General features: G+C 63.7%; 20 protein-coding genes. 6 read left to right on the top strand and 14 right to left on the bottom strand.

Annotation, left to right across the window (positions count from 1 at the left end; genetic code table 11):
• Positions 1-4: 4 nt before the first annotated feature.
• Complete coding sequence (locus tag AC4FS3_RS02075) at positions 5-496, bottom strand: flagellar basal body-associated FliL family protein (protein ID WP_491019151.1); 492 nt, start codon at positions 494-496, stop codon at positions 5-7.
• A gap of 113 nt (positions 497-609) precedes the next feature.
• Here AC4FS3_RS02075 and fliF point away from each other — a divergent pair, with 113 nt between their 5' ends.
• From fliF to speB, 5 genes are all read left to right on the top strand, one after another.
• Entirely contained in the window at positions 610-2,202 is a 1,593-nt protein-coding gene (fliF, locus tag AC4FS3_RS02070) for a flagellar basal-body MS-ring/collar protein FliF (RefSeq protein ID WP_491019150.1), read from the top strand.
• Positions 2,202-2,795 (top strand): FliH/SctL family protein, encoded by a 594-nt coding sequence (locus tag AC4FS3_RS02065; RefSeq protein WP_491019149.1) that lies wholly within the window; start codon positions 2,202-2,204, stop codon positions 2,793-2,795. The genes fliF and AC4FS3_RS02065 overlap by 1 nt, the downstream gene beginning before the upstream one ends.
• Entirely contained in the window at positions 2,788-3,057 is a 270-nt protein-coding gene (locus AC4FS3_RS02060) for a FliM/FliN family flagellar motor switch protein (RefSeq protein WP_491019148.1), read from the top strand. Before AC4FS3_RS02065 ends, AC4FS3_RS02060 begins: the two co-directional genes overlap by 8 nt.
• Positions 3,058-3,095: 38 nt before the next feature.
• Positions 3,096-3,809, top strand: coding sequence for a flagellar type III secretion system pore protein FliP (gene fliP / locus AC4FS3_RS02055; protein ID WP_491019306.1), 714 nt, complete (start codon positions 3,096-3,098; stop codon positions 3,807-3,809).
• A gap of 61 nt (positions 3,810-3,870) precedes the next feature.
• Complete coding sequence (gene speB, locus AC4FS3_RS02050) at positions 3,871-4,836, top strand: agmatinase (RefSeq protein ID WP_491019147.1); 966 nt, start codon at positions 3,871-3,873, stop codon at positions 4,834-4,836.
• A 54-nt stretch (positions 4,837-4,890) separates the two neighbouring features.
• On the opposite strand, the gene AC4FS3_RS02045 is transcribed toward speB, so the two are convergent.
• Genes AC4FS3_RS02045 through AC4FS3_RS02030 form a run of 4 tightly spaced genes read right to left on the bottom strand, consistent with a single transcriptional unit; the run spans position 4,891 to position 13,334 of the window.
• Complete coding sequence (locus AC4FS3_RS02045; protein ID WP_198835282.1) at positions 4,891-6,069, bottom strand: beta-barrel domain-containing protein; 1,179 nt, start codon at positions 6,067-6,069, stop codon at positions 4,891-4,893.
• Positions 6,066-8,264 (bottom strand): ATP-binding cassette domain-containing protein, encoded by a 2,199-nt coding sequence (locus AC4FS3_RS02040; RefSeq protein ID WP_491019305.1) that lies wholly within the window; start codon positions 8,262-8,264, stop codon positions 6,066-6,068. Before AC4FS3_RS02040 ends, AC4FS3_RS02045 begins: the two co-directional genes overlap by 4 nt.
• 26 nt (positions 8,265-8,290) lie before the next feature.
• Positions 8,291-9,640: a TolC family protein gene (locus tag AC4FS3_RS02035; protein ID WP_491019146.1), complete on the bottom strand. Its 1,350-nt coding sequence runs from the start codon at positions 9,638-9,640 to the stop codon at positions 8,291-8,293.
• A gap of 34 nt (positions 9,641-9,674) precedes the next feature.
• Positions 9,675-13,334: an Ig-like domain-containing protein gene (locus AC4FS3_RS02030; RefSeq protein WP_491019145.1), complete on the bottom strand. Its 3,660-nt coding sequence runs from the start codon at positions 13,332-13,334 to the stop codon at positions 9,675-9,677.
• A gap of 551 nt (positions 13,335-13,885) precedes the next feature.
• Between AC4FS3_RS02030 and AC4FS3_RS02025 the strand changes: the two genes are divergently transcribed.
• Positions 13,886-14,197 carry a hypothetical protein gene (locus AC4FS3_RS02025; RefSeq protein ID WP_491019144.1) on the top strand — a complete coding sequence of 104 codons (312 nt, stop codon included), beginning with the start codon at positions 13,886-13,888 and terminating at the stop codon, positions 14,195-14,197.
• On the opposite strand, the gene AC4FS3_RS02020 is transcribed toward AC4FS3_RS02025, so the two are convergent.
• The 9 genes from AC4FS3_RS02020 to AC4FS3_RS01980 all read right to left on the bottom strand — a co-directional run bounded on the left by AC4FS3_RS02020 (position 14,198) and on the right by AC4FS3_RS01980 (position 24,062).
• The gene (locus AC4FS3_RS02020; RefSeq protein WP_491019143.1) at positions 14,198-15,376 is read right to left on the bottom strand and encodes an alpha-hydroxy acid oxidase; all 1,179 of its coding nucleotides are present in this window, start codon (positions 15,374-15,376) and stop codon (positions 14,198-14,200) included.
• A gap of 1 nt (position 15,377) precedes the next feature.
• A complete protein-coding gene (locus AC4FS3_RS02015) occupies positions 15,378-16,661 on the bottom strand; it encodes a hypothetical protein (protein ID WP_491019142.1) in 1,284 nt (427 codons plus the stop codon).
• Positions 16,658-17,656 (bottom strand): zinc-dependent alcohol dehydrogenase, encoded by a 999-nt coding sequence (locus tag AC4FS3_RS02010; RefSeq protein WP_491019141.1) that lies wholly within the window; start codon positions 17,654-17,656, stop codon positions 16,658-16,660. The genes AC4FS3_RS02015 and AC4FS3_RS02010 overlap by 4 nt, the downstream gene beginning before the upstream one ends.
• 3 nt (positions 17,657-17,659) lie before the next feature.
• On the bottom strand, positions 17,660-18,985 hold the full coding sequence (gene hisD, locus AC4FS3_RS02005) for a histidinol dehydrogenase (protein WP_491019140.1): 1,326 nt from the start codon (positions 18,983-18,985) through the stop codon (positions 17,660-17,662).
• Between the two features lie 20 nt (positions 18,986-19,005).
• The gene (locus AC4FS3_RS02000; RefSeq protein ID WP_198835274.1) at positions 19,006-19,803 is read right to left on the bottom strand and encodes an ABC transporter permease; all 798 of its coding nucleotides are present in this window, start codon (positions 19,801-19,803) and stop codon (positions 19,006-19,008) included.
• On the bottom strand, positions 19,800-20,747 hold the full coding sequence (locus AC4FS3_RS01995) for an ABC transporter permease (protein WP_283176545.1): 948 nt from the start codon (positions 20,745-20,747) through the stop codon (positions 19,800-19,802). The genes AC4FS3_RS02000 and AC4FS3_RS01995 overlap by 4 nt, the downstream gene beginning before the upstream one ends.
• Positions 20,748-20,891: 144 nt before the next feature.
• Positions 20,892-22,001, bottom strand: a complete 1,110-nt coding sequence (locus tag AC4FS3_RS01990; RefSeq protein WP_283176546.1) for an ABC transporter substrate-binding protein — start codon at positions 21,999-22,001, stop codon at positions 20,892-20,894.
• A 37-nt stretch (positions 22,002-22,038) separates the two neighbouring features.
• Entirely contained in the window at positions 22,039-23,136 is a 1,098-nt protein-coding gene (locus AC4FS3_RS01985) for an ABC transporter ATP-binding protein (RefSeq protein ID WP_491019139.1), read from the bottom strand.
• 155 nt (positions 23,137-23,291) lie between these two features.
• Entirely contained in the window at positions 23,292-24,062 is a 771-nt protein-coding gene (locus tag AC4FS3_RS01980; RefSeq protein ID WP_491019138.1) for an SDR family NAD(P)-dependent oxidoreductase, read from the bottom strand.
• Positions 24,063-24,162 lie beyond the last annotated feature (100 nt).

The following is a 24,162-nucleotide window of genomic DNA, read 5'->3' as shown; positions in this document are numbered from 1 at the left end:
CCCCTCAGTTCATGACAAATTCGGTGATCAGAAGATCGCGCACCCGGCCTTCGCCGGTGACAATCTGGATGCGGCGCAGCATTTGCGCCCGAAGCCGCGTCATCGCGACCGGATCATCAAAACCTGCGGGATCGACGGCGCGCAGATAGCTGTTCAGGACATCAAGCACACGCGGCATCAGCAATGTGACCTCGGCCGCATGGGGCCTTGCCACCTCGATCTGGGCCGCGAAGCGCAAATGCCGCCCGGGCGCCCCCGGCGGCAGCGAAATCAGGATCTGATCGACCGGAACATAGGCGATATCCGGCAGCCCGTGGACCTGCGACCCGGCCAGAGCATCGTGCCCCCCGCCCATCAAAAGGCCCGATTTCATGACATAAAATCCCGCACCACCCGCGCCGGTGGCCAATAGAAGGCCAATCAGCAGCGACAGCTTCGGGCGTTTTTTTCCGACCCCCTCCACGGCAGCCTCTTCAGGAATCGCAGTATCCGACACGTCAGCCTCCGTTTCGTCTTGAGAACGAAGATAGATCGAAGGGCACTAACCGATTGTTAATCCAGACCCTTCATTTCTGGTCCCGTCAGGAAAGAATTCCGGCGGAGAGAAAAGTGCAGAACGTGATCTCGATCTGGAACGGGCTGGAGTTGCGGCGTAAGCTCATCCTTGCGGGCGCGACAATCGCAGTATTTCTTGCGGTTCTGGCCCTTTCACGCCTCTCGGGCGGCGGGCCATCGGTTCTGCTTTACGCCGGTCTGGATGGGCGGGCGGCGGGCGAAGTGGTCACCGCGCTGGATCAGCGCGGCGTCCCTTACGAGGTGCGGGGCGATTCGATCTGGGTCGATTCCGCCAGTCGCGACTCGCTGCGGATGTCGCTGGCCGGAGAAGGTCTGCCCACGGCGGGCGGCGCCGGGTATGAATTGCTCGATACGCTTTCGGGCTTCGGGACCACCGCGCAGATGTTCGATGCGGCCTATTGGCGGGCGAAAGAAGGCGAGCTCGCCCGCACGATTCTGGCTGTTCCGGATGTGCGGGCGGCGCGGGTCCATATATCTCGGGGTCCGTCAGACCCTTTCCGGCGCGGCACAACACCAACAGCAAGCGTCACGGTGACAACCGCCTCGGGGCGCATATCGGATGATCAGGCGCGGTCCCTGAAACATCTGGTCGCCTCGGCGGTCAGCGGGATGACGCCGGCTGATGTCCAGGTGATCGACACCACCGGCGGGCTGGTGTCTCCCGCGGAAGACGGCACCAGCGGTTCCGCCAGTGATCGTGCGAAAGAAATCCGCCAAAGCGTCGAGAGGCTGCTTGCCGCCCGGGTCGGCCCCGGAAAGGCAGTCGTTGAGGTCTCACTGGAGCTGCAGACCGAGCGTGAACAGATCACGGAAAGGCGTTTCGATCCGGAGGGACGGGTCGCCATTTCAACCGATACCGAAGAGAAAAGCAGTCAGAACAGCGAGCCTGGCGGTGATGTCACCGTCGCGTCCAACCTGCCCGAAGGGGATACGGGTGCCGGCGCCGGTGGCCAGTCGCAGACGAATGAGACCCGCGAAAGGGTGAATTACGAGATCTCCGAGACGCAGCGCGAACTGTTGCGCGGGCCGGGTGGCATTCGCCGGATGACGGTGGCGGTGTTGATCGACGGCCAGACCGTGACCGCGCCTGACGGGACACAGAGCTGGGAGCCCCGCAGCGAAAGCGAGCTCTCTGCGCTGCAAGAGCTGGTGACTGCGGCTGCGGGAATCGACACGGCACGTGGTGACAGCCTTACGCTTAAATCCCTTGAGTTTCAGCCGCTTGTGCCCGATGGCACCGAGGCTTCCTCTGGCTTCCTCTCAGGCTTTGGCCCCCTGGATACGATGTCTCTGATCCAGATTGCCGCGCTTACCATTGTGGCGCTGATCCTCATGCTCTTCGTGCTGCGTCCGATCCTTGCTTCCGGTCGCGCGGCGGCGCTGCCGGCGCCGCCTTTGCCGCTACAATTGCCCGGGATGGCGTTGGCTGGCGCAGCGGACGCGGTACTGAACGGGGAAATCGACAATGGGTTCAGCCTGCCTGACCTCCCGATGGTGGATTTCAGCAGCTCTGACACCTTGCAGGAAGACCCGGTGGAACGGCTGCAGCGGCTGATCCGCGAACGTCAGGCGGAATCGATCGAGATCCTGCGCGGCTGGCTTGGCCCGGATGAGGAGCGCAGCTGATGCCGCTGCCGCAGCTTGAGGTCTTCGAGGCCGGGCGCAGTCCGGGGCGGGACGTGGTCATCACCGACACCGCTTCGGTGGAAGAAAACCGTGCCGCCGCCTGGGAACAGGGGTACCGCGCCGGCTGGGACGATTCAGAGGCCGCCCATATGCAGAATGGTGACCGGGTCAGGGCCGAGCTGGAGCAGAACCTCATGACACTTGCCTTCACCTGGCAGGAGGCACGGGCACATATCCTTGGCGCGATAGAGCCGCTGTTGCAAGAGATCGTCAACCGGCTGCTGCCGGATCTGGCACGCGAGACGCTCGGCCCGATCCTCGTCGGGCAACTGATGCCAATGGTGGCCGAAACTGCCGAACAACCGGCAAATCTGACCCTGCACCCGGCCGCCCGCCCGCAGGTTGAGGCGCTTCTTTCGCGCAGGCCGGGCCTGCTTTTCGAGATTTCCGAAGATCCGGGTCTCGGCGAGTCCCAGGTCTTCCTCCGCCTCGGAGCGCGGGAAGTCAGCATCAATCTGAGCCGTGTCACCGAGAGCATTATCAGATCCGTTCAGGACTTTTTCACCCTGTCGCAGGAGAACCCCGATGGATGAACCCGCAAGCTCCAGCCCCTTTGCCCAGGTGCCGATCGAGATCACCATCTCGGTTGGTCGCGCCCGCCCCAAAGTGCAGGAGCTGCTGCGTCTGGGCAAGGATACCGTCCTGCCACTGGATCGCCGCGTGGATGATCCGGTGGAACTTTATGTCGGTGACCGGCTGATCGCACGGGGTGAGCTGACCGAGCTGGAGGGCGACAAAGCCGGGCAGCTTGCCGTCCGCCTGACCGAGGTCGCCAATCTCAAGAGCGGATTGTGACCGTTTTTTGCCCTGTCCCCGCGTGGAAATGCGCAGCCCTGATCACTGCCGTTCTGGTGGTTTTCCTGGTCTCGGCCCCGCCGGCGCTGGCCCAGGGGATCACCCTGGACCTGGGCGGAGAAGAAACTCTGGCCGCGCGGTCGGTGCAGCTTTTGCTGATGATCACCGTGTTGTCGGTCCTGCCGGGTCTGGCGATCATGGTGACCTGCTTTCCCTTCATCGTGACTGTCCTGTCTATTCTGCGCCAGGGCCTCGGGCTTCAGCAGGCCCCGCCCAATATGCTGATCATCACGCTTGCGATGTTCCTGACCTGGTTCGTGATGGACCCGGTCTTTACCGAGGCCTGGGCGCGCGGCATCGGCCCCTTCACGCGCAATGAAATCGACCTTCCCACCGCCTTTGCCGGGGCCTCGGCCCCCTTCCGTCACTTCATGGCGGCGCGGATGGACCCGGAGACATTCGCCCGCCTCGACGCATTGCGGCCGCGCGCGCCTGGCGCGATCGTCGAGGCGCCGCTGTCGGTGCTGGTTCCTTCCTTCCTGCTGTCGGAAATCCAGCGCGCTTTTGAGATCGGTTTCCTGATCTTCCTGCCCTTTCTGATCATCGACCTCGTGGTGGCGGCGATCCTGATGTCGATGGGGATGATGATGGTGCCCCCGGCCGTGGTCTCGCTGCCGTTCAAACTGGCCTTCTTCGTAGTGGCGGATGGCTGGAGCCTGCTCGCCGCCGCCCTTGTCCGAAGTTATACCTGATGAAAGCAGCCCTTGCCTGGCCCGCAAAGCTGTGGCCTCTTCCCGAAAAACCAGGAGGTCTGTGATGCCGTTCAACCAACCGCTCGGCGGCAATGAGATGCCGCGCTTCGGCGGGCCGGTCACCTTCATGCGCTTGCCCGCAGCGCCATCCGCTGAGGGGCTGGATGTCGCATTTTGCGGCATTCCGATGGATATCGGCACATCGAACCGCCCCGGCACAAGGCTGGGGCCGCGGCAGATCCGCGATGAAAGCCGGATGCTCAGGTCCTTTAACATGGCGACCGGCGCCGCGCCCTTTGACCATCTGCAATGCGCCGATATCGGAGATGTTCCGATCAACACCTTTGATCTGAAGAAATCCGTCGGCATTATCGAGGCGCATTATGATCAGATCCTCGCCGCCAGTGCGCTGCCACTGACGATGGGGGGCGATCACACCCTGACCTGGCCGATCCTGCGTGCGATCCGCAAAAAACACGGGCCCGTGGCGCTGATCCATGTCGATGCCCATGCCGATATCAACGACACGATGTTCGGCGAAAAGGTCGCGCATGGCTGCCCTTTCCGCCGCGCGTTTGAGGATGGCTGTCTGCAAAATGACAAGGTCTTCCAGATCGGGCTGCGCGGCACCGGCTATAGTCCCGATGATTTCGACTGGGGTCGCAAGAATGGCTGGACGGTGATCCAGGCCGAGGAATGCTGGCACAAATCGATGAAACCGGTCATGGCAGAGATCCGGGCGCAGATCGGCGATACGCCGGTTTACCTGTCTTACGACATCGACAGTCTGGACCCCGCCTTCGCGCCAGGCACCGGCACGGTAGAGCCGGGCGGGCTCACGATCTGGCAAGGGCTTGAGATCGTGCGCGGCTGCGCCGGGCTGAACCTCGTCGGCGGTGATCTGGTCGAGGTCTCGCCGCCCTATGACCCTTCAGGCAATACCGCGCTGATCGGGGCAAACCTGCTTTACGAGATGCTCTGCGTGCTGCCCGGCGTGCCGCAAAACCCGCCGAAAGCGCTGCGTTAGAGACGAAAAAGCCCGCGCCGGATCAGGGCGCGGGCCAGTCACAGTGCCGGGTCCTCAGCGCTCGCGCAGGGCCTCGTTGGATTTGTAAAGCGGCTTCAGCAGATAGGTCATCACCGTCTTCGCGCCGGTTTCCAGCTCGACACTCGCCTGCATTCCGGGGCGGATCTCGAGATCCTTCTGCCGCTCGGTCAGCTGCGCCATATCGACTTTCAGCGTCACGATGTAATGCGGATCCCCATCTGCCGACCGTGACCGTTCGTCGATGAAAGTGTCGGCCGAGACAAAGGTGACCTCGCCCTTCAGCGAGCCATAGATCGTGTAATCATAGGCCGAGAGCTTGATCACCGCCGTCTGCCCCTCGCGCACCGAGGCGATGTCGCGCGGTTTTACCTTTGCATCGATATACAGCTCTTCATCCAGCGGGATGATCTGCAGGATCTCTTCACCCGGGCGCACAACACCACCGATTGTGGTGATGCCGATCTTGTTCACCACACCTCGCATGGGCGAGACCAGAGTGGTGCGGCCCAGCTGATCCTGCGCCACTTTCAGCTTCTGCTCCAGCGTCGCCACTTCGGCCAGGGTATCGGCATATTCCCGGGCGCGTTCCAGTTCCGTCTTGGTTACAGTGTCGGACAGCTGGTTCTCGGCATCGCGATGCGCCTTCTTGGCCCGCGTCACCTCGATGGCGGGGGCGACCTCCTGGGCCAGCATCCGCTCCATGATATCCAGCTCGCGTTTCGCCTGTTCAAGGATCGCCTCTGCACCTTCTTTGCGGGCGGTGAAATCGTCGATCCGCGCCTTCAGCAGTGAGGATTCCGAAGCGAAAATATCGGGCACCCGCGCCGCGAGGTCTTCGGACACGGTAAAGGTGATCTCACCGCGCATCTCGGCTTCGATCCGGGCGCGGCGGATCGACAGACCCGCCAGCTGATCGGTGTAATCATCCACCGCCGCGTGATATTGCGTCGATTGCAACCGGCCGAGCAATTCTCCCGGCTCGACCACATCGCCTTCGGCGACGTTCAGCTCGGCCAGGATGCCGCCTTCCAGGTTCTGGATGATCTGCGGCCGCGACGAGGACACGACTGTGCCCTCGGCGCTAACGATCTCGTCCAGCCAGGCGAAGGCCGACCAGATGACAAAGACCGCGATCACCGCGCCGATGGCCCAGATCACCATCGACGGGCTTTTCGAACGGCTCTCGAATTCGTCAGACCAAACTGCCGTCATGCGCCCGCTCCTGCCAGTTTCACGCCCTGGGCTTTCGCCAGATGCGCCAGCACCGCCTCTTTCGGTCCGTCCACCGCCAGCTTGCCGTTTTGCAGGATCAGCGTGCGTTCGGTCAGTTGCAGGATCGGCACACGGTGGGTCGCGACCACCGCCGTGCGGCCCTTGAGCCAGCCGCCCAGACGGCTGACCAGCGTGGTTTCCAGCGTCTGATCCAGCGCGGCGGTCGGCTCGTCCAGCAGCACGATCTGCGGGTCCTGGAGCCAGAGCCGCGCCCAGCCGATCGACTGGCGCTGACCGACGGAAAGCCCCTCGCCCAGCTCGCGGACCTCAAGATCGAGACCCCGCGGATGATTGCGGACAAACGGCCCGAGGCCTGCAAAATCAAGCGCCTGCAGCAACCGGTCGTCATCGCGTTCCAGCTGGTTCATGTTGAGATTGTCGCGGATGGTGCCCTGGATCAGCCGCACCTCCTGGCCCAGATAGCCGATGCCGCGGCGCAGGTCGCGCGGATGGATCTGGTTCAGGTCGATCCCATCAACCAGCACCCGCCCCTTGCCCGGCTCGTAAAGCCCGGCCAAAAGCCGCAGCAGCGTCGATTTCCCCGAGCCGTTCGAGCCCAGAACCGCAACATGCTGCCCCTGCGGAATGGAGAGGCCGTTGATCTCGACCACCGGCGCGCTTTGCTCGTCATAGCGGAATTCGAGGTTCCGGAGCTCGAAACTGCCGGCCATACGGTCGCGGCGCAAATAGCGGCGGCCCTCTTCTTCGGCCTGACGCGATTCAGCCACCTGCTCCAGCGCTTTCAGCGAGATTTTCACCTGGCTCCAGCGCGCCATCATGGTCGAGACCTGCGACAGCGGGCCAAGGGTGCGGCCGGTCAGGATGCCGGTCGCAATGATGGTGCCGACGGTGAACTGGCCGGCAAAGACCAGATAGGTGCCGGCGATCACGGTGGCGACATAGGTGATTTGCTGCACCGCCTGCGACCAGGTGGACAGAAAGGTCGTCAGCTTGCGCTGTTCGGCGCTTTGCACCGCATTGACCGCGACCAGCTCTGACCAGATGCGGTTGACCCGGTCCTCGCCGCGCTGCGTGGTCAGGGTTTCATGCTCGAACACCGCCTCATAAAGCAGTTTCGCCTGTTTGATCGAGGCGCCCTGGGTCTCGCCAGCCAGCCGCACCATCTTTTTGCGCATCAGGAAGCCGGGCAGCACCATCAGGATGCCGCCGATGACCAGGAGCCAGACCAGATTGCCGGCAATGGTCGCCACAAGTGCCAGGAACAGCAGAAGGAAGGGCAGATCAGCCAGGGTGCCAACCGTGGCAGAGGTGAAAAACTCGCGCACCGAGCCGAATTCCCGCATCGCGGCAAAGACTTCGGAGGGTTTGCGCTCTCCGGGGCCCATTTTCATGCCGAGGAGCTTTTTCATCAGCCGTTTCTGCACGGCGATTTCGACCTTGCGGCCGGTATTGTCCATCAAAAGCGCGCGGGCGATTTTCAGCGTGGCCTCAAGGCAGACCGCAAGAAGCACACCGATCCCCAGCACCCAGAGCGTGGGCTGCGACTGATAGGGGATGACGCGGTCATAGATCTGCATCGAAAAAAGCGAGATCGCGACGGCAAGGATATTCGCCACCATCGACGCGGCCGAGACTTCGCCAAAGGGGCGGCGGAAGTGACGGAACTCGCCCCAGAACCAATGCGGCTTTGCTTTCACCTCGATATGGCGGGCTTCCAGCTCGCTCAGCGGGGCACGCGCCTGCAGGATCCGGCCTGCATAGAGACTGTTCAGGTCGGAAAGCAGCAATTCCGCGCGGTTGTCATGCGCGGTCTTGTCATAGATCGTGGCGCCCTCGCCATCGACGCCCAGCACCAGAACGACCTGGCCATTGGTGGTCTCGGCCAAAGCCGGGTAGCCGTCGACCGGCAGTTGAACCGAGCGCAGGATGCGCGTCGAAAGACCGCCCTGCGTCAGGGCCTGAGCCATCTCATCCAGCCCCGGCGCTGCGCCCGTGGCATCGGAAGCGCTCTGAATCCGTTCCAGCAGGTCAGGGACCGACAATTCGGACCCGATCAGCCCGGCATAGACCGAGGCCAGCGTGGCCCGGTTCTTTGCCCGGTTGGTAAAGCGCTGGCTTGCCGGCCTGGCGGCGATGACCGGGCGGGCGCCCGCTGCCACCTGACCCGCATTCATTTCGAAAGCGATCACCCGATTATCGGTCACATTGCGCCTCCATCTACCAGAACTCCGCGCATCAGCGCGATATCCAGCCGCGCGAGCGCGATCTGGTATTTCAGCGAAGCGTGATCCCGCTTCATCGAGGTCAGGGTCTCGAACTGGCCGGTCAGCTCGATCAGGCTGCGGCGGCCGGCTTTATACTGTTCGGTATAAAGACCCATATTGCCTTCCATCTGGGCGATCACCGCGCCATCGGCCTGCTCGCGCAGCGCCAGCATGTTGATCTCCTGGGTCAGCGAGACGATCTTGCGATTAGCCTCGCGGTCGGCCTCGTCAACCTTGCGCCGCGTCACTTCGATCGCTTCGTCCAGCGAGGCCAGATTGTCGGCACGACCAAAGCCAAGAATGTCACCACTCAACGACAACCCGCCGTCGATGCCGCCATCCTTGCCGACCGATGCCCCGGCCCCGATCCCTGCGAGCAGCCCCGATTTCGCCACGGCGACCTCGGCCAGGGTCCGCGCGGCCTCGCCTTTGGCATAGACCACCGTCAAAGGTTCCGGCGTGCCATTGTCCGGCGGCAGCGAGGTCAGACCCCGCTCGGCCTCCATCGATTGACCTGCAATGACCGCAAGCTCGGCCCAGGCACTTTTCTCGCCCTGCCGGTAAGACATCAGAGTCGCTTCGATCTCGGCGCGGCGCTGGCTGACAAGCCGGTATTCCGAGCCGTCCGAAAGCCCCCCGCTGACGCGGATCTTCGTGATACGTTCGAACTCTGTCATCTGCGTCAGGGCACCATCAGTGATCTGCGCAAGATCGGCGGCGCGCTGTGCCTCGATATACAGCTTCAGCCCGTCATAGACCTTTTTGTTCAGGTCCTGGACAAGCCCAATCGCTGCCATCTCGACATCGGCCGCCGCGAAATCGCGCTCGGCCTGGCGTCGGCCGCGGTCAAAGATCGCGGTATCCAGCACGAGGCTGGCCGCAATCGACGACAGCGAGCTGAGGCTGACATCCGGCCCCAGTTTCGGCAGCCAGTTCTTCGATCTTGCCCGCGCGCTCAGGCGTTTGACGCGCAGCTGGGATTCGGCCGAGGCCTGACTGCTTTTCAGGACCGCAGCCCCGACCCGGCCAAAGCTGCTGTTGGCGGGCAGGATCGACTGTCTGAGCTTCAGCTGGTCGATCTTATCCGACACAACCTCGCCCTTCCTGTCGAGATGGGCAGCGGTTTCTCCGGCTGTTGCCGGATCACCCGGCGATGCGGAGGACCTGGTTGCCTGGGGGCCGCCGAAGCAGCCCGCAAGCGCCAGGACCAGAGCGCCAGAGATGAGGGGGGCAGCGGCAGAGCGAAATCGCTCTGCCTTGTCTGCCTTGCAGGTGCGGGCTTCCATTTCCGGTTCTCCGGGTGGTTTCCGGGATGCTGGATCAGAAGAAGGTGGTGTGAATATCCTGATCCACCAGGACGGTCCCACCATCCATCGCATAGACGTTGTAATGCTGACCGTCGATCTCGCGAACCTCCACCGGAGTGGTGTTGGTCAGCTGCAGACGGACCTGATCCAGGCTGTCACCGCGGATCATCAGCTCGTTGTCGCCTCCGGTCAGTGCCAGCAGGTCATGGTTGCTGAGTGTCAGCTTTGCCTGGGACATGGTCAGATCGATAGAGGCGAAATCGAAGCCTTGCAGACCTTCACGATCCAGGTTCACGACCACGTCCGAACGGTTGTTGACGATGAACAGCGTCGACGCCTCGTTACCCGCAGCATCGGTATTCTGGATCACCAGATAGCTGCCGTCCGGAACGCCTTCCTGCAGGTCATAATAGTCGGAGACGACCGTCGTCCCATTGACCCTCGTGGGCATATCTTCGGTGACGGTGGCGTGCAGGTCGACTGGTTTTCCGGTGTTGTCGACCCGGTAAATCGAAACCTGTTCGCCATTGGTATCGGTGAAGATACCCGTCAGCGCACCCTCGTCGCGCACGATCTTGAGCGGATCAATCGCGGTCGGGGCCACGGTGTCCACCGTCACTTCGCGTGTCAGTTCAGCCGTGTTGCCGGCGCGGTCGGTTGCGGTGACCGTCGCAGTCATCGACACGCCATCGCCAACCGGCAGATAGCTTGCCGGGATGGTGACCGACCAATGGCCGCTTGCATCCGAGGCGGTGCGCAGAACCTGACCATTCGAGAGAACAACCTCGATCTGCGAGAAGGCCTCTGCCGTGCCGCCGAAGGGCACGCCGCTCAGCCGTTCATGGGCGTTGATCATGCCGTCGCCGCTGATCAGAGCATCTGCCCCGAAATTGGTCACGACGCGGTCGATCACGATGGTCTCGGTCGGCAGGGTCGCCGTATTGCCATAGCGGTCAGTCGCGACTGCGACGACATTGACGGTGGTCTCGCCGGGCGGGATCACGCCGGGCGGGATGACCACGGTCCAGGTGCCGCCGGTGACGGTTGCGGCATAGGGGCCGTGAGCGCCGAAACTCACCTGAACCTGCGAACCCGCCTCGACGCTGCCGGTGATGGTCAGGCCAGAGGCCGCCTCGGCATTGTTGAGAACATGGTCAGCGCCGGTCGAGTTGCCGGTGATGGCAAAGGGGCTGACCTGGGTATCGATGGTCACCAGATGGCTCGCGGTTGCCACATTGCCGGCCACATCGGTCGAAGTGACGGTGGCGGTTTGCGCCAGGCCGTTGCCGGTCGGGATCTCGGCGGCGGTAAAGGTTGCCGACCAGGTGCCCGATGCGCCAACCGTCACGGTACGGGTGCCGGAACCGAACTGGACCACCACGGTTGCGCCTGCTTCGGCGGTGCCGGTGAGGCTCACGCCTGCGCCACGCTCGGCCCCCGAGACCACGTTGTCGCCGGCCTGGACCGGATCAAAGGCCACCGAAGTGCCCAGGTCGATCGAGATCACGCGGCTGTCGGTCGCGGTATTGCCGTAAGCGTCGGTCGCGGTGACGGTTGCGGTGGTGGCGGTCAGCACAGCGCTGCCCGAGACGGCCGGGAAGATCACCGACCAGGTGCCATTCGCGGCGACCGTTGCCGGAAGGGTCGAGCCCTGCCACGAGACCGAGACCACCGAGCCCGGCTCTGCGGTGCCGGTCAGCACCACATTGCGCGATTCCGAGGCGTTGACGATATTGTCGCCCGCCACGGTGCCGGTGAAGGCAACCGAGGCCTGGGTGTCGACGCGGAAGGTATGGGTCTCGCTGCTGCCATTGCCAGCGGCATCGGTCGAGGTCGCGGTGACGGTCGCGTTATATTCGCCGCCCGGCAGGGTGCCGGCGGGAATGTTCAGCGTCCAGGTGCCATCCGCACGGGTGGTCACGGTCTGGCTGTAGCTGGTCGCACCGGCCTGAACCGTCACCACCAGCACCGCTCCGGCAACCGAAGTCCCGGTCACGGCGAAACCGAGGGTATTTTCGCCATTATTGACCACATTGTCGCGGGTCACAGCGTCGAAATCGATCGGGTTCGGCACCGTATCCACCACGAGGCGGTCGGTGATCACCGTGGTATTGCCCAGCGGATCGCGGGCGGTCACGGTGATGTCGGTGGTGTATTCGCCGGTACGGATCTCGGTGGTGGTGAAAACCACCGACCAGGTGCCGTCACCCGCAATCACGGTGGAATGGCTGTGGCCTTCGATCACAACCGTCACCGAGGCGCCGGGTTCACCCGTGCCGCCGATCCGCACCCCGTCGGTGTAATCGGCTGCGTTTTCAACATGGCCAACCGATTGCGACCCTTCAGTGATGTCCACATCCGGCGGCGTCAGATCGAGGATGAAATCCGGGCCCGGCAGCGTGGTGGTCACGCCATCGGTCTGATCGAAAACGACCACGGCCTCATGGCTGCCGTCGGGCGGCAGGTTGGTTTCCGGGAAGGTGACATGCCAGGTGCCATCCGGCCCGATCACCGTGGTCTCGGTGACAGTGCCGATGGTGACGGTCACAGTATCGCCCGGCTCACCCGTGCCGGAGACGTCGAGCTCCTTGTCGGGCGTGTCGATGATGACCGTGGTGGTGTCTTTCGGGTCAACGGTCGGCGGACGGCGCTCGGGCTCAATCGGGCCAGTCGGGCCGGTCGGATCAATGGGGCCAGTGGGGCCGGTCGGATCAACGGGGCCAGTCGGGCCGGTCGGATCAACGGGGCCAGTCGGGCCGGTCGGATCAACAGGGCCAGTCGGGCCAGTCGGATCAACGGGGCCAGTCGGGCCGGTCGGATCAACGGGGCCGGTCGGGCCAGTCGGATCTACGGGGCCAGTCGGGCCGGTCGGATCTACGGGGCCAGTCGGGCCGGTCGGATCTACGGGGCCAGTCGGGCCGGTCGGATCAACGGGGCCAGTCGGGCCGGTCGGATCAACGGGGCCAGTCGGGCCAGTCGGATCAACGGGGCCAGTCGGGCCGGTCGGATCAACGGGGCCGGTCGGGCCAGTCGGATCTACGGGGCCAGTCGGGCCGGTCGGATCTACGGGGCCAGTCGGACCGGTCGGATCAACGGGGCCGGTCGGGCCGGTCGGGTCTACAGGGCCGGTCGGGCCCGTAGTGCCGCCACCACCGCCGCCACCGACTGCGGCCAGGCCGACGAGACCGACGCCCGCAGCCCCGGCACCAAGCCCGCCCAGACCCACAAGGCCCGGCGCGAACATGGCCATGCCAGCCGGCTCATCCACCGCACCGCCGGCAAGAGCGACGTCATCGCCCTCCGAGAAGCGCAGCGCATCGAGATTGGAGTATTTATCCCAGCCCTCGACCGCACCGTAGCTGGCGTAAAGCCCGCCATCAGCGGAATTCGAAAGCTGAACCGCGATCACCTCGCCATTTTGCGACAGATACAGCTGGTTGGCGGTGCCTGCGGTGAAATAACCGTCAAGCACAACCGTACGACCGTCGATCAGCGTCAGAACAAGGTCATCGCCCTGGCGCGCATAGCTGGCGACGCTCTGCCGGGAAAGATTCAGCGAAACCGCGTCGCCCGAACCCATCTGAATGAAATTGTTTCCTGCATCACCCGCAACCGCACCGCGCGAGGTACCGCCCGCAGAATCGCGGACGACGAATTGAATCGCCTTAGCCATTTTACTACTCCGCCTCATACCGCCGGACTCGTTGGCCCGACATGTTTTTATTGACGCACTTCCGGCGTCTATTGCCGATCTGAATAACCGGGTTTCACTTTCATTTCCAGTAGGTATCAGGCGTCCTTCACATGCCTGGCCCCAATTTTTCCCAACTTTCGCCCCAAAGTGGGTCTTTTCGGCAACCCTCAGATCCGGCCTTTCAACCCCTGGAAGAACGCGAAATAAGCCTTCCCGCGCCAACTGTTGTGTCCCTGGCCGCTCGGGCTACAAGCCGATGTTGCCGCCCGCCCCATTCGCGCCCCATTCAGGCCACAATCGCAAAGGCCCCCGGCGCGGCTGGTGAGAAAATCTTTGCCAACTCACAAATCTGCTGACGGCACTGTGAGGCCGATGCGGCGTCCCCGCATTGCGGGACAGGCCGCGTCATGACAGTCTGACTGCAGGTTGCGCCGCTTTCGGTGCCGCCTTCATGGTGGCCATTCGGGCAAATGCCAGAAGGCCGCGCTCCGTCCTGACCGGTTGAATGTAGTGTGAAGCGAGATGGTTCAATGACCCTGATCCCGACCAGAACCGCAATTGTCAGCCTGCTTGGCGCCGGTGTCATCGGCGCCGCCGGCTGCGTGGAAAGCCAGGCCGCAAAGCCCGCAGCCCCTCCGACAGTCACTGCGGCGGCCCCTGCCGCGCCTGCCGCGCGCCCGCTGGATGCGGCCGGCCAGGCCCGGGTTGCTGCACGCCTGAAAGAACTGGAGCCGGAATTCTGGACCCGGCGCTCGAAAGATGGTGAGGCAGCCGCGAATGCCTGGCTGCAGCAAAAGGCCGTCGTGATCGGCCGCGAAGAGGCACGGCGTGGCGCGGGCTGATCAGGTTTCGCCGATCTGGCCACCGGTAATATAGTCGCCCGCTGGCCCCGCCTTCAGCTGATCGACGGAATTCAGCCCCATCAGTTGCAGCGTGATGCCGATTTCTGCGGCCAGCAGCGAAAACAGGCGCCCGGTGCCCCAGGCGCCCTCGGCCGCGACCGCCCAGGCAAAGGGCCGCCCCATCATCACCGCATCCGCGCCCAGGGCCAGCGCCTTCACCACATCGCTGCCACGCCGGAAGCCGCTGTCCACGATCAGCTCGCAGCCCGGGCCAAGCGCTGCGCGCATCGCGGCAACCTGGGCAATCGTCGCATGGCCGTGATCGAGCTGGCGCCCGCCATGGTTTGACAGCACCACGCCATCAACCCCGCTTTGCCGCGCGATCTCGCCATCGCGTGGGTCAGAAACCCCCTTGATCACCAGCCGCCCCGGCCAGAGATCGCGCAGGGCTTTCACCTTGTCCCAGGTCAGGTGCTTGTCGAGCCGTGACGACAGGGCCGAGGCCTGGGCCAGCGCGCCGCGCCCGAATTCGGGCCGACCCGCGACCAGTTCCACCCCCGGAAAACCGTTGCGCAACAGATCCAGCGACCAGCGCGGGCGTTTCGCGAATTGCCAGGCCAGGCCCGGCGTGATGTGTTTCACCGCGCGAAAGCCGTTGCGGTTATCGCGTTCCCGCACCGAGGTGATGGCGGTGTCGACGGTCAGGAAGATCGTCTCGACCCCCGCCGCATGGCAGGCGGCCAGGTAGCTTTCATTCACCGCCGGATCGCGGTCGAGATAAAGCTGAAACGCCAGGTTATCGCCCAGCTGAGGCGCAAGGCTGGCGATTCCTTTGATCGAGAAGGTCGAGAGCCCGAACGGCACCCCCGCCGCTTTTGCCGCAAGCCCGACCAGCAGATCGCCGTCGCGGCGATAAAGCCCGAGAAAACCGACCGGCCCGGGAAAGAACGGCAAGGACCAGCGCCGGCCGAGATAGGTCGTGCTCAGATCCGGCTGCGGCGCAAGGTCCTGCAGCACCCGCTGCGACAGGGCATAGCGGTCAAAACCCAGCCGGTTGCGGGCCAGCGTGGTCTCCGAAAAGGCCCCGCCCTCGATATAATCGGCAAAGATCTTCGGCAGGCGGCGCCAGGCGGCGCGGCGGAAATCATCGACATTCTGGTAGCGGCGGTCGCGCGACATGTTACGGCTCCGGACGGATGGAATCGAAGAACCGCACCATCCGGTCCTCGCCCGCCAGCGGCCTTGCACCGCAAAGGATCGCCTGGGACAGTCCGATGGCCGAGCTTTGCGGATTATGCCGCCCGGCACCGGCGCGCAGGTTCATCACCAAAGTCGGGCACAGGAACAGCGCAAGCCGCAAGACCTCCTCCCAATCCGCGGGCAGCATGTCATGCTCTGCCAGATGGGCGAGCCAGGGCTTCCAGAAGCGTTCGGCCTTTACCGCCAGCAACGCGTCGCGCAGAACGCCCGGCGCCCAGTCGCTGTCGATATAAAGGCAGCCATCCGCCAGCCGCGCCGTAACCTGCCAGCGCCCCGGCACCATATCGCTGTCATAAAGCCAGAGCGGATGGGCGAGGATATTGTGGAAGGTCGATTTCACCTCGGCCAGCAGTGCGGGCACATGTTCGCCGGCGAAAGCCGGATCGAAAAACGCCAGATGATCGACGGTCTCACCGCGCGCATACCAGACATTGGCGTTATGGGCGTCACCATGCGCCACGATGCCGCCTGCATCCGCCAGCCGTGCGGGGGCGAGCCGGGTCCGGGCCGCGTCGAACAGAACGGCGAGGGGACGGTCATATTCAAGCCCATTGATCACCGGTCGGGCCAGCGCGATCTCATCCCAGGAGGCGCTCTGGCCGGCAAGGTCAAAGGCCTGGCCGATATAGAAAGAGGCCAGCCGTCCGCCGGGGTAATGCCCGGTCGCGGGGTCGATCAGGCGTTCGGAAAACAGACGGTGAATCGGTTCGGCGGCGGATTGATCCGGTGTGATCTCATGCAGGCTGGCCTTTGCCACCGCGAGCAGGTGGTCGTTCAGCGCGCCTTCTGCCGCCAGCGCGCGGGCCATCGCAGGCGCATCGGGCGCGAGGTCCAGCGCGCGCAGCACATCTGAAAAACGCGGGTCACTGCGGCGGCGATAGACGAGGATCTGCTCTCCCGGCAGGGTCGAGGACAGGATCGGCTGATCCACCGGCAGACCGGCGCGGGCAAGGATATCAGCGCGGTAATATTCGCCGCGCATATCCTCCTCACCCTCTTCCTGATGGAATTTAAAGAAACACTCGCCCTGCTCGCAGGTGAAGAACCCGTTTAGCGAGTTCAGCGAATACTGGTCGTGATTGATCCGCACATCGCTGGCCGTGATCGCAAAAGTCTCGCCCAGAAAAGCCGCGAGCATTGCTTCGGCACGGGCCGGATCGGTGGCGGCAGTGGCGCGGATTTCGGCGGTGCGCGACAGCGTCATGGCTGCATCTCCGGCAGAATAATCGTCTTGGCGCCCATCACTTCGCCCGCAAGATGGCGCGCATAGGCAGCGGGAACCGCGTCGAGCGGGATCTCGGCGTCGATCAGCTGTTCCAGCTGCGGGCCGATGAGGTCGAGCAGCGCCACGGCCTCGGGCAATTCATCCCCGAAAGCATGACAGCCGGACAGCCGGATCTCGCGCTCCACCAGCAGCGTCGGATTCAGGCTGAGCGGGCGCGCGCCGATCCCCACCAGCGCAATCGCCCCGCCGCCGCGCAGGGAACGGATCAGATGGTCGATCACCTCCGGGCTGCCGGTCGCGTCAATGGCATAGCGGGGCGGTGTCGGGCCGAGGTCATCAAGCTGCACGACCTCGCCCCCGAAGGCCGCCGCTGCGCGGGTGGCGCGGATCTGGTTGCGATCAACGATGCTGACCGGGTGGCCTTTATGCGCGAGAACAAGCGCCGAAAGCGCGCCAATGGCACCGGCGCCCGTGACCAGAACCGGCGCGCCGGCTGGCGCGTTCAGAAGATGCGCGGCATGGAGCGCCACCGCCAGCGGCTCGGCCATCGCAAGCAGGCGCGGCGGCAGACCGGCGGGTGCTTTAACCACGTTTTTGGCCGGAATAGTGACGTATTCCGCGAAGCCGCCATCGATTACTTCGCCCAGAAACCCAAGCTTTTCGCAGATCTGGCTGAGGCCCTCCTGGCAGTTGTCACAGCTGCCGCAGGTCACGCGGCTGTCCACCGCAACGGTGTCGCCCCGGGCAACATGGCGCACCCCTGCCCCGACCGCCGTGACCACGCCGGCAAACTCATGCCCCGCAACCGAAGGGCTGCGCGAGATCCAGGCCCCGGTTGCAAAATTATGCAGGTCTGATCCGCAGATCCCCGCCGCCGTTACCCTGAGCGTCACCTCTGCCGGGCCCGGAGGCTCCGGCAAAGCCACGTCTTCGACCCGCAGATCCTTTACGCCAAAAAGGCGGACGGCGCGCATATCTCAGCCTTTCAGATACTGCTTGCGGATGTCTGAGACCGCATTGGCGTGATTGTCGAACCCCTCATAGCGCGCCAGCGTGCCGGCAGCCTCGGCCAGTTCCGGGAAACCCTTTGCAGTGACGTAGCCGACCGAGGACCGGCGGATGAAATCGGTCACGGAAAGCGGCCCATAGGTACGCGCGCCGCGCGAGGTCGGCAGCACGGCATTCGGCCCGAGGCAGAAATTGCCGATCGAGACCGGCGTATGCGGCCCCATCAGGATCTCGGCGGCGGCGGTGATTTCGCCCAGATGCTCAAAGGGTTTTTCCGAGAGGAGCTGGAGATGTTCCGGCGCGTAATCATTGATGAAGGCATAGGCCTCGGCCAGGGTTTCGGTCACGAGGATACCGCCATGGCTGCCGCACAGCACCGCTTTCGAGAAAGCAACCCGCTGCTCGCTCATCCGCGACCAGTGATCCGGCAGCGCGGCCAGCGCCTCATCGGCGACGCGGCGGGAATTGGTCACGAGCCAGGCGGAACTGTCGGGTCCATGTTCGGCTTCGATCAGCAGATCAAGCGCGGCGAGGCCGCCATGCACGGTTTCATCGGCGAAAATGATCGATTCCGACGGGCCAGCGGGCAGACCGGGGTCAATCACGCCCGACAGGAGGCGCTTTGCCGCCACCACCCAGGGGCTGCCCGGGCCAACGATCTTGTGGCAGGGGCGCACGGTCTCGGTGCCATAAGCCGCCGCCGCCACCGCCTGGGCCCCGCCCGCCTTATAGACCGTCTTCACCCCGGCCAGCCGCGCCGCCACCAGCGTTGCCGCATCGACCTTGCCACCCGGGATCGGCGGCGTGAAGATCGCGATATTCGGCACCCCCGCCACCACTGCCGGCACGCCGGTCATCATGGTCACGGACGGAAACGACCCCTTGCCGCGCGGCACATAGAGCGCGACCGAATCGATGGGGATGAACCGATCCCCGGCAAAGGCGCCTGGACGGATCTCCTTCAGCGTCATCGGCTCGGGCAGCTGTTCCTCATGGAACGACCGGATGTTCGAAATCCCCAGCTCAATCGCGCGGATCACCTCGGGCTCGACCAGGGTGAAGGCCTCGTCAAACTCGGCTTCGGTGACTTTCAGCTTGTCCGCCGTCAGCCCATCGGCCTTGTCGAAATTCACGCCGAATTCGACCAGCGCGGCATCGCCACGGGTTTTCACTGCCTCAATGATCTCCGGAACTTTTTCCAGAAACATCGACAGATCGGTCTCTGACCGGGCGAACAGCGCCTCGCGCTCGACCGCCGTCAGATCGGCCAGGATTTTGAAATTGACCTCAGCCATGGACAGGCCCTCTCGCATAGTCATTTGGATTTAAGAAAGATTTCCAGCCCGACGAGCTTGTCGAGCAGCCAGATCGCCGCCAATGCAATCGCGATGAACACCACCGAGACGGCGGCCAGATCAGGCGTGATGATCGAGCGGATCGAGTTGTAGATCAGCACCGGCAAAGTGACGATGCGGGCATCAGTGAGAAGAAGGCTCACAAGGAATTCGTTCATCGCGAGGATGAACATCAGAAGACCCCCGGTGATCACGCCCGGCATCACGGCAGGCAGCGTGACATGAAGGAAGGTCTGCACCCGCCCTGCCCCGCAATTCTGCGCCGCAAGCTCAAGATCCGGGTCCAGCAGCACCGCCGAAGACGAGACCGACCAGATGATGAAGGGCAGATTGATGACCGCGCAGGCCATGCCCACCGGCCAGAGGCTGCCCAGCACATGCCATTCGCCGAAAACCAGCATTAGCCCGATCCCCGATCCGATCAGCGGCACGGTAAAGGGCAAGAGCAGATAGACCTGGATCGCCGTGGTAAAGCGCAGGCGGAACCGCGACAGGGCAAGACCCGCCAGCGTCCCCACCGGCACCGCTACGAGGGTGCAGATCCCGGCAACGATCAGCGAGCGCAGAAAGGCCTGCTGCAAATCGCGGGCCAGCGCGATCTTCTCATACCATTGCAGCGAAAGCCCCTGCGGCGGAAAGGCGACCATATTGCCGGCGGTCAGGCTCGCCCCCAGCACCACCAGCGTCGGCAGAGACAGCGTGATGATCGAGAACCAGACGAGGCTCCAGACGGTGATCTTCTGGCTGAAAGACATCATTTGCGGCCTCCCATCGCCAGCGTCCCGGCGCCGAAGATCATGAACACCAGCCCCACCAGCACCGACCCCGCCGCCACCAGCAAAAGCGCCAGGGCCGAACCAAGCCCCTGATCGGCGGTGCGGAAGAACTGGTCATAGATTGCATTGGCGATGAAATCCTGGCCACCGCCGCCCAGCATCGCCGGCACCGCGAAGTCGGTAAGCGTCAGCGTAAACACCACCAACCCCGCCCCGATCAGCCCCGGCTTCGCCATTGGCAGCAGAACATGCCACAGAATGCGCGGCCAGCTCGCGCCCAGCGATCCGGCGGCGGTCTCGGTTTCCTCCGGGATTGCGGTCAGTGCCGGCACCAGCAAAAGCACGGCGAAGGGCAGCATATATTGCACCAGGCCAAAGACCACCGCGCCGTAATTGAACAATAGCCGCATCGGGGTCACGCCGACCAGCGACATTGCCTCATTCACCATGCCGGAATTCCCGAGGATGATCAGCCAGCCATAGGCGCGCACCACCTGGCCGATGAAAAAAGGCAAAAACAGGGTGATCAGCAGCGCCTTGCGGATCCAGGCCTTTTTCACCCGCACCAGCGCATAGGCATAGGGAAACGCGAGAATGAGCGTCAGAACCGTGGTCAGCATCGCGGCAGACAGCGACCGCCAGGCCACCGTCAGATAGGTCGATGACGAAAGCGCCTTGCGGTAATTCTCTGTCGACCAGTCCTCCGACATCAGAAAAGTCGAGGTGTCCAGCGTCCTGAGCGAGGCATCCGCGATCTGGATCAGCCCCAGCACCAAAAGCCCGACCAGCAAAAGCGCAGGCGCGATGAACAGCCAGCCGGTATGGCGCGACAGACGGCGCGGCCAGACCAGGTCGGCAATCCGCTCCACCGCGTCCATCAGGCGCCAGTGCAGCGGGTAGCGAAACTCGGGAGAGGGGTTCGGCATCGGCTTTATCCGGAAGGGTCACCCCACCCGCCGGGTGAACCACCGGCGGGCAGGCGCGGGATGGGGGGTCCGGGGGGCCTGCCCCCCGGCCTGCGCTGACGGTGCCCCCTGGCCTTCAGGCCCGGGGAAAGCCGTCAGCTCCCGTTACCCCTGCATGATCTCTTTGAACTTCGAGAACCATTCGCTCTCATTCTCGACCTGCACCTTGGTCGAGATGCGGATCAGATGCGACATCTCTTCCGGCGTATCCGGGTAGGACGGGTCATCCGCCAGATCTTCCGGCGGCGTCAGGCCCGGCACCACGCCCGGCAGACCCAGCCCGTCACACCAGACCTGCTGCGCCTCCTGGCTGATGGCGAAGTTGATATATTCCTTCGCCCAGTACAGCTCATTCTCCGGCAGGCCTTTCGGGATCCAGAGCCCATCCGTGTCAAACTTCGCGCCCTCTTCCGGCACGGTCCAGGCCAGATCAACGCCGTTCTTCTTCGCTTCACGCGCATTCGTGGAAATGGTGCAGGCGATGTCGATCTCACCATTCTGGAACCAGGCGGTGAAATCGGGGTCTTCGCCCAGCAGCGGCTGCTGCTGTTTCACCTGCGTGATGAAATCCCAGGCCGGTTGCATATTGCCTGGAATATCCTCAAGCTTGCCGCCGCCGGCCACCTGGGCCGGGAAGTGGAAGCCGATCCCGTCATTGTAAAGCGCGATCCGCCCCTTGAATTTCGGATCCAGCAACGCCTTCCACGAGGTCGGCGCGCCATCGGGGAACGCCCCGGGCCGGTAGGCCAGCACATAGACATAGCCATAGGTGTTCACGATCGGATAGCCGTCGAGCCCCACCGGCTTCGCGAGTTCCGTGGTATTCGCAAGGTTCGCCAGATCTGACAGATCCTCGGTCACACCGCGCAGCGCCGATTTCGTCGCATTGGTGGTGGTGTCCCAGTTGATATGGATCGGCGGCACGCGTCCTTGCGCCACGGCGGCCCAGACCTTCGGCTGGATCTCGTTATCCTCGGTCAGATCATGACGCACCTGGATGCCGGTCGCGGCGGTGAACGGGTCCGAGACGCCTTTCTTCAGCGCCTCAACCCAGGATCCGCCCCAGGCCCGCACGATGATTTCCGCCGGTTTCGCCGGCGCGTCCTGCGCCATCAGCCGGCGCGCCGGCAGCGATCCGATCAGCGCCGCTGCCCCTGCAGCAGCCGTTCCGCGCAACAGCGCACGGCGATTGGGACGATAAACAGGGTTCGACATGTCTCAGGTCTCCTTGTTGATATGGCTCGCCGCCTGTTTAGCGGTCTTTTGCGGGAAAGATCAGCAGGTCTCTTGCAGTCCAGCCGACTGAAACTGTCGCACCCCGCGCATAGGGCGCATGTTCTGCCGGATCGTGGTGAAGAACCTGAATTGTCGTCTCAAGCGCCGGCAGGGTGACAAAGTACAAAAGCCGCTCGCCTTCGAAAATCGTGTCACTGACCTGGCCCTCCAGCACGGTATCGCAACCGGAAAGCGCGTCCCCCGGCGCCGCGATCCGCACCTGTTCAGCCCGGATCGCGCCCTGGGCCGCAGCGCCCGGCGCAATATCCGCCACCGCCTGGCCCGCGCAATCACTGCCATTCACGGTCAGGCCCGTTTCTGTCCGCCGGCCCGTCAGAAAACTCGACACGCCGATAAAATGCGCGACGAACGGGTTTGCGGGGCGGCGATACATCTCGACCGGCGAAGCATGTTGCTGGATCTCACCCTGGTCCATCACGATGATCTCATCCGAGACCACCAGCGCCTCGCGCTGGTCATGGGTCACATTGATGGTGGTGACGCCCAGCTCTTTCTGAATGCGGCGAAATTCCAGCTGCATCTCTTCGCGCAGCTTGCGGTCCAGCGCAGCCAGCGGCTCGTCCAGCAGCAAAAGCTCGGGCTCGAATACCAGCGCCCGCGCAATGGCAACCCGCTGCTGCTGGCCGCCCGAAAGCTCATTGATCCGCCGTTTCGCAAACCCGCCCAGCCGCACCAGATCCAGATATTGCGCCACCCTTCCCGGGATCTCACGCGGGTTGAAACGCCGCATCTTCAACGGGAAGGCGACATTTTCCTCGACACTCATATGCGGGAACAGCGCCAGTTTCTGAAACACCATGCCGACCGAGCGGCGATGCGGCGCCACCGCATCCGCCGGCTTGCCGCCGATCAGGATCTCGCCACGAGTCGGCGTCTGAAAGCCTGCGATCATTCGCAAAAGCGTGGTCTTCCCCGATCCCGACGGGCCGAGAATGGTCAGGAACCGCCCGCGCGCAAGGCTGAACCCGGCCTGTTTCACCGCCATCGCGCCGGTGCCGAAATCCATATCCACATTCCGCGCCACCACGGCGTCAGACGAGCCCGTCCCGCTCATTTCTGCGTTGCTCCTGCCTGACATTTCCGTAGGTCCTCACCCATCGCATCGCGCCTTCCGCTGTCTTTCTTCCCCTTAACCGGTATAATGTATATACCTGAGAAAGGTTTTGGCCCGGATTTTACAGCATCACGCCTGTATTTCAGGCAGATGGCTCAGATCGAGGCCAGATACCCGCCGTCAATACCGATACATTGCCCGGTGATATAGGCCGAAGCGTCCGAGGCGAGGAAAATCACCGCGCCAATCAGATCTGCCCCTTCGCCAAAGCGGCGCTGCGGGATCTTGTCGAGCATCGCGCCCGCCCAAGCCTCGTTCTGGTAGAACACTTCCGTCATCTCGGTGCGGAAATAGCCCGGCGCGATAGCATTGACCCGCACGCCCCGCCCCGCCCATTCCGATGACAGCGCCCGCGTCATGCCCAAAAGCCCCGATTTCGACGACCCGTAAGGCGTGGCCGTCGGCACGCCGACATAAGAGGTCAGCGAGCAAAGATTGATGACCGTACCGCGCCCGCGCTCCAACATGCCCTTTGCCACCCCCTGGGTGGTGAAAAACGCACCCTTAAGATTGGTGTCGACGATCTTGTCCCAAAGCGCCTCGGTCACTTCGGTCGAGGGGCTGATTTCCTCGACCCCGGCATTGTTCACAAGGATGTCGATATCCCCCAGGCCTGCAAGCGCGGGTTCGATGCCACCAACCTCGCGCTGATCCAGTGCAAGCGCTGTGACCCTGCCGCCAGCGTCGCGGATCAGCCCGACGGTCTCCTCAAGCGCAGTGACGCTGCGGGCGGAAATCACCAGATCCGCCCCCGCTTTCGCCAGACCCAGTGCCATGGCCTGGCCAAGACCCCGGCTGGCGCCAGTCACAAGGGCACGACGGCCGGAAAGAGAGAAGAGCGCGTTGACACTCGACGCGGTATGCATGGCGGGCTTCCTTTCATTGCCGGCGAGATTAACGATCCCGGCCGGAAGAGAGAACAGCAGACGGCACTCTTTACATGTATATACAAGAGACATAGCTTCG

It is taken from the genome of Pseudogemmobacter sp. TB195 (genome assembly GCF_058313095.1).
This window is presented reverse-complemented; position numbering and strand designations above follow the sequence as displayed.